At 63.0% G+C, this 3,965-nt stretch carries 4 protein-coding genes; 1 reads left to right on the plus strand and 3 read right to left on the minus strand.

The features are described from left to right. Window positions 1-689 (minus strand): DedA family protein (locus FSO04_RS45155; RefSeq protein WP_154567882.1); only part of this gene is annotated, 689 nt, incomplete at its 3' end. A gap of 344 nt (window positions 690-1,033) precedes the next feature. On the opposite strand from FSO04_RS45155, the gene FSO04_RS45160 reads away from it, so the two are divergent. Then, the gene (locus FSO04_RS45160; RefSeq protein WP_154567884.1) at window positions 1,034-1,939 is read left to right on the plus strand and encodes a DMT family transporter; all 906 of its coding nucleotides are present in this window, start codon (window positions 1,034-1,036) and stop codon (window positions 1,937-1,939) included. Between the two features lie 48 nt (window positions 1,940-1,987). Here the strand turns inward: FSO04_RS45160 and folE are convergent, their stop codons facing one another. Together folE and FSO04_RS45170 are read right to left on the minus strand one after the other, a co-directional pair. Then, a complete protein-coding gene (gene folE, locus FSO04_RS45165) occupies window positions 1,988-2,626 on the minus strand; it encodes a GTP cyclohydrolase I FolE (RefSeq protein ID WP_154567886.1) in 639 nt (212 codons plus the stop codon). A 124-nt stretch (window positions 2,627-2,750) separates the two neighbouring features. Continuing rightward, on the minus strand, window positions 2,751-3,680 hold the full coding sequence (locus FSO04_RS45170) for a LysR family transcriptional regulator (protein WP_154567888.1): 930 nt from the start codon (window positions 3,678-3,680) through the stop codon (window positions 2,751-2,753). Between the last annotated feature and the right edge of the window lie 285 nt (window positions 3,681-3,965).

Below are 3,965 nucleotides of genomic sequence, written 5' to 3' on the forward strand. Positions count from 1 at the left end.
CGGGCATCCAGGACCTTGGGCGGCGTGATGCGGCGCCATCCAGCGAGTGTCGCTTGCGACGCAGCCGCGGGGGCCGCGTCCGCGAGACGGCGTCGTTCGCGCCGCCGCTGCTGCAGGCGGTACACCAGATAGGCCAACGCTGCGGCCAGCAGAATGTCGAGTACCGTGCCGCCACGCGCTTTGACGAACGCGAGCAGCATATGCAACTGTCTTTCCGCCGCGGCGCCACCGAGTAGCCAGAAGGTGGCCCACATCAGAGCGCCGGCGAGGTCCCACAAAGCGTAGATGCGACTGTCCACCGCTGTCGTGCCCATGAGCGGTGGGGTGATGAGTCCTAGTCCGGGGACGAACTTCGAGATCGACACGAGCGCCACGCCGAAGCGCTCGAATAGCGCGCGGGCCTTGTCGACCCTGGAATCGATCGCCGGGGAGATCCGGCCCAGGGCGGCGATCAGTCTGCGGCCGTAGATGCGGCCGGCGGCGAACCACGTACCGTCGCCGATCAGCGCACCAAGCACGGCGGCGAACAGGATCGGCCAGAAAGACAGTGTGCCGGCGGCGATCGCCGAGCCCGCGAAGAGCAGCACGGGGACCGCGGGGATCGGCAGGCCGAGCCGTGTCAACAGGACGTTCACAAAAACGAACACGCCGCCCCAGGTTGACACCGCCGACGACGGAAACTCTACCAATTGCGGAACTCCTGTTGTGACGGTTGGGCCGCGCTGCGGCCGAAGCTTGTTTTGCCGGGCTGCAAGGTGTGTTCCTGGGCGCGTTTTTCTACGCGCGCGTTCGGTTCGTGTCCAAGGTGGGATTCTATTTCGATCAGGATACTAGATGAGCCCAGGTACAGCGCCGGGCTGTCCTGCCTGAGCGCAAGTCGGATTCGCGCCGGTAAGTCGTGGAGCTGGACGCCTGTTCGAACTGACGGCGTTCCTTGTTTCCCTGGCGGGCGCTTTCTCTGCAATTTCGTTCAAGACCGCGCGCGCGTGCCGCCGCTAATGTGTCTGCTCGTTCAACGGAACAGGACAGTAGCATGAGCTCACGGTACGTCGGATACCTGTTTTGCGCGCTGGCGATGATCGGCGTCGGCAGCACGGTGGTCGTCAGCAAATCGATCGCCAGCGGACTGCCGCCGTTCAGCGCGACCGCACTGCGCTTTGCCATCGCGTTCCCCCTCTTTGTGCTGGTGATGCGCTGGCGTGGCGTACGCTGGCCACGTCTCGATCGACACGATACGTTGCTCGTGATCGCCCAGGCGGGGGCGGGCAGCGTCGGTTATACGGTGTTGCTCATCAGTGGCATGAAGCTCGCCTCGGCCGCCGATGCCGGTGTGATTGCCGGCACGCTGCCGGCGGTGTCGGCAGTGGTCGCCATGCTTGCGCTGGGCGAGCGCCCCGCGCCCGCGTTGATCGGTGCGATTGGCCTCGCCACCCTGGGCGTGCTGGTGTGTACCGTGCGTATCGACGATTTCACCACGCCGCATGCCGCCAGTTCGCTGACAGGTAACGCGCTGGTGTTCGCGGCGATCGTGTGCGAGGCGCTCTTTATCCTGCTTAATCGCAAGTTGCACACACGGGTCGCGCCGCTGCCGCTATCGGCGTTGATGTGCGGCATCGGTTTGGCAGTGGCGCTCGTGCCGGCATGTTTCGAAAGGCCCTGGAGTATGCCGTTCAATGCGAGCGCCCTGAACGGTGTGCTGTACTACGCGCTCGTGCCGACCGTGGCTGGCTTTGTTCTCTGGTATGCGGGGGCTGCGCGCATCAGCGGCGCGGAAGCTGGGCTCATGACCGCGCTCGTGCCGGTGAGCGCGGTGGCGTTGGCCGCTGTCGTGTTGCGGGAGCCAGTGAGTGCGGCGCAACTTGCGGGTGTTGCATGCGTGCTTGGCGCGGTGTTGCTGGCCACCTTCGGCCAGATGCGTATCGCGCACAGCACGGCGTGAGGCGGCGGCCAACGCCGCAGCCTGATTCGCGGTGCGACCCAACCGCTATCAGGTATTGGCGACGGCCACCACGCCCGGATTGCCCACGATCGACAAAAACTCGCGGCGTGTCGACGGATCGGTGCGGAACGTGCCCAGCATGCGCGAGGTGACCATCGTGACCCCGGCCTTGTGCACGCCCCGGGTGGACATGCACTGATGCGCCGCTTCGAGAATCACACCCACGCCCGCCGGTTGCAGCACGTCGTTCAACGTGTCGGCGATTTGCACCGTCATCTTTTCCTGGATCTGCAGGCGCTTGGCGAATGCATCGACGAGACGTGCCAGCTTCGAAATGCCGACCACCCGATGCCCAGGCAGATAGGCAACGTGCGCCCGCCCGATGATTGGCACCATGTGGTGTTCGCAATAGCTTTCGAAGCGGATATCTTTCAGCACGATCATTTCGTCGTAGCCGTCCACTTCGGAAAAGGTGCGGGCGAGGATCTCACGCGGATCGATCTGATAACCCGCGTAGAACTCCTCATAAGAACGCACCACGCGAGATGGCGTATCGATCAGGCCTTCGCGCTCGGGATCGTCGCCGGCCCAACGCAGCAGCACGCGTACCGCTGCTTCAGCTTCTTCGCGGCTGGGGCGGTCCACTGCGGCCTCGGGTTTGGTTTTCTTCGCTTTACTGCTGGCCATCCGTCGCTCCTCTGGGATTGCGCGTCGACGCTAAACGGAGCGCGCGGGTTCAATGAGTGCGGCCATTGTTCCATGTTTTACGCCGCATCGTGTCGATGCCCCCTCTCGCGGTCGGGGCGTGTGCTTACTTTGGCCACTCGTCCATGTCGTCGTTGAAGAGTTCGGCGACGATACCGCGCAGCCAGCTCGCCCGCGGATCGTTATGAAACTTGCGATGCCAGTGCTGCCGCAGATCGAAGCGCGGCAACGGCAGCGGCGGCTCGACCAGCGTGATCGACGCATGTTCCGACACGTACGCGAAACCGATAGCGTGCGGCACCGTGGCGAGCAGATCGGTGCGTGCGAGGATGAACGGCAGACTCATGAAGTGCGGCGTTTCGAGTACGGCGCGGCGCTTGATGCGCTTCTTTTCCAGGTAATGTTCGAGGACTTCCTGGCTGCGTCCTTCGGCACGCACGACGGCGTGGCCCGACGCCACGTACTGCGCCAGCGTGAGGGGCGCCTTCGCAAGGGGGTGTCCCGTGCGCATCAGGCAGATGAATCGATGGGTGAAGAGCCGTTGCTGGAAGAAGTTATTGCCCGACAGATCGGGGAAATAGCCCACGGCGAGATCGACGTCGCCCGATTCGAGTCCACGTTCCACCTGCGAGGGCGAGAGCGACACCGAGCGCAGATTCGCATGCGGGGCGCGTTCGGCAAAGAGTTGCAGGAGCCGCGGCAGGAAGACGATTTCGCCGACGTCGGAGAGCGCGAGGGAGAAGGTATGAGTGCTGGTGGCCGGATCGAAGTCCTGCACGTCGAGCATGCCTTTTTCGATACGCAGAAGCGCGTCGCGGGCGGCGGGGAGGATGGCGAGCGCGCGCGGCGTGGGTTCCATACCTTTCGAGGTTCGCACGAAGAGCGGATCGTCGAAGTATTCCCGCAGGCGGCCTAACGCGGTGCTCACGCGGGGTTGGCTGACACCTAGTTGCTCCGCTGCGCGGCTGACGTTGCGGGTGTCTTCCATTGCTACCAGGTAGGGGATTAGGTTTAGGTCCAGGGGGGTGTCGGGCATGGTGGTTTTTGCCTGCGGCGCTGCGGGGGTATTTGGAATCTGGATAGAGGGTAGTTTAATAATCTTGGTTTTGGATAGTGGTTTTTTGCCTGCTCGGCGGTTTTTGTCTGTGTTCTTAGGGTGTTGGCCTTTCCTTGAATTGTTAGTGGTCTATTAGCGTTGCCCCTGTGCGGGGCAATGCTCTCAACTTAAGCCCGAAAGGGCTTGTATACGGGGCGTTCGACCTGTAAACTTCATCGCATAACTGATTGATAAATCGACGATATGAACTCAAATACCAGCGTC

The sequence above is a fragment of the Paraburkholderia madseniana genome (genome assembly GCF_009690905.1).
GTDB lineage: Bacteria > Pseudomonadota > Gammaproteobacteria > Burkholderiales > Burkholderiaceae > Paraburkholderia > Paraburkholderia madseniana.

Excerpts from the sequence above, each read along its gene's own strand:
- FSO04_RS45160 (WP_154567884.1), top strand. The coding sequence starts at position 1,034 with ATGAGCTCACGGTACGTCGGATACCTGTTTTGCGCGCTGGCGATGATC.
- folE (WP_154567886.1), bottom strand. The coding sequence starts at position 2,626 with ATGGCCAGCAGTAAAGCGAAGAAAACCAAACCCGAGGCCGCAGTGGAC.
- FSO04_RS45170 (WP_154567888.1), bottom strand. The coding sequence starts at position 3,680 with ATGCCCGACACCCCCCTGGACCTAAACCTAATCCCCTACCTGGTAGCA.